Raw genomic sequence first — 1,040 nt, 5'->3', positions numbered from 1 at the left:
AAACGAGCAGGCCGCGCAGCGTGCGCTGTCAGGTGCGCTCACCGAGCCCACCGCCGAGCTGAGGTTGGCCCAATGCCTGACCTCGGCGGTCCTGCCCGACGTGCTGCGGGCCGACATCGCAGCTCGCGGCGGTGTGATTCGGCTCCGGCTCACGCCGAGCCGGCGACTGTCGCGGGTTCCATGGGAACTGCTGTGCTTGCCCGACGGGCGGCGTCTACTGGAGGTTGCCGAGATCGTCCACGAGCCGCCCGCCGCGATCCACACCGCCCGTTCGGTGTCTCCACCCGAGTGGGCCGACGTCGCCGAACACCCGGCGCTGCTCATCATCGACCCGCGCACACCCAACGGCGCGGCCGCGCACGGGCTCGGCCCAGTCCTCGACCCGGGCGATCGAGGTGCCTTCCGCGCACGGGTCCTCGACTACGTGACCCGTGGCCGGATCTTGGCTGACGACAAGTACCGCGCTCTGGATGCCAGGTTCGGCAGGGGGGAGCTCGCCGCCGCCTTGCGCGTCCCCCGCTCGCGGCTGTTCTACTACGGCCACGTATCGGCGACGGTGGCCGAACCTGGTTCGGCCGCACTACATCTGGGCGACACCCGGGACTCATCTTGGGGCATGGCCGAACCGTTGACCCGGCCCAACCTGGGTGGGACGGTCACTCGGGCGCCCAGCGATCACCGGCCACTCGCGGCGATCGACCTGCTGCTTGGCACGCTCGCCGGGGACGCGGACGCGCACCGCTTCTACGGCGAGACTGCTCCCGTGCCTGGTGCCCGGCTGTGGCCGATGCCGCCGCGAGTCGCGCTCATCGCCTGCGAGGGCGGCGCCGACTATCGCTGCGCGGAAACGTTTGGTTTGGTGATCGCCATGGCCGACGCGGGTGCGTCCTTGATCACCACCACCCGGTGGATCTTGCCAGCCAATCGCGCGTTCACCACCTGTTACCCGGGCACCGATGCCAGACCAGCGTCCGACCTCGGCCTGCGCGTGGACGCCGCGCACGAAAGTGCTGACCCCATCGGGGAACTGGGCGCGTGGC

General features: G+C 70.7%; 1 pseudogene. It reads left to right on the top strand.

Features of this window, described 5'->3' with window-relative positions:
• Nucleotides 1-1,040, top strand: a pseudogene (locus ACFWUY_RS42000) (hypothetical protein); the annotation flags it as partial.

It is taken from the genome of Streptomyces sp. NPDC058664, assembly GCF_042716635.1.
In the GTDB taxonomy this organism is placed as follows: domain Bacteria; phylum Actinomycetota; class Actinomycetes; order Streptomycetales; family Streptomycetaceae; genus Streptomyces.
The sequence above is the reverse complement of the archived record's forward strand: the minus strand, read 5'-3'. Positions and strand labels throughout refer to the sequence as shown.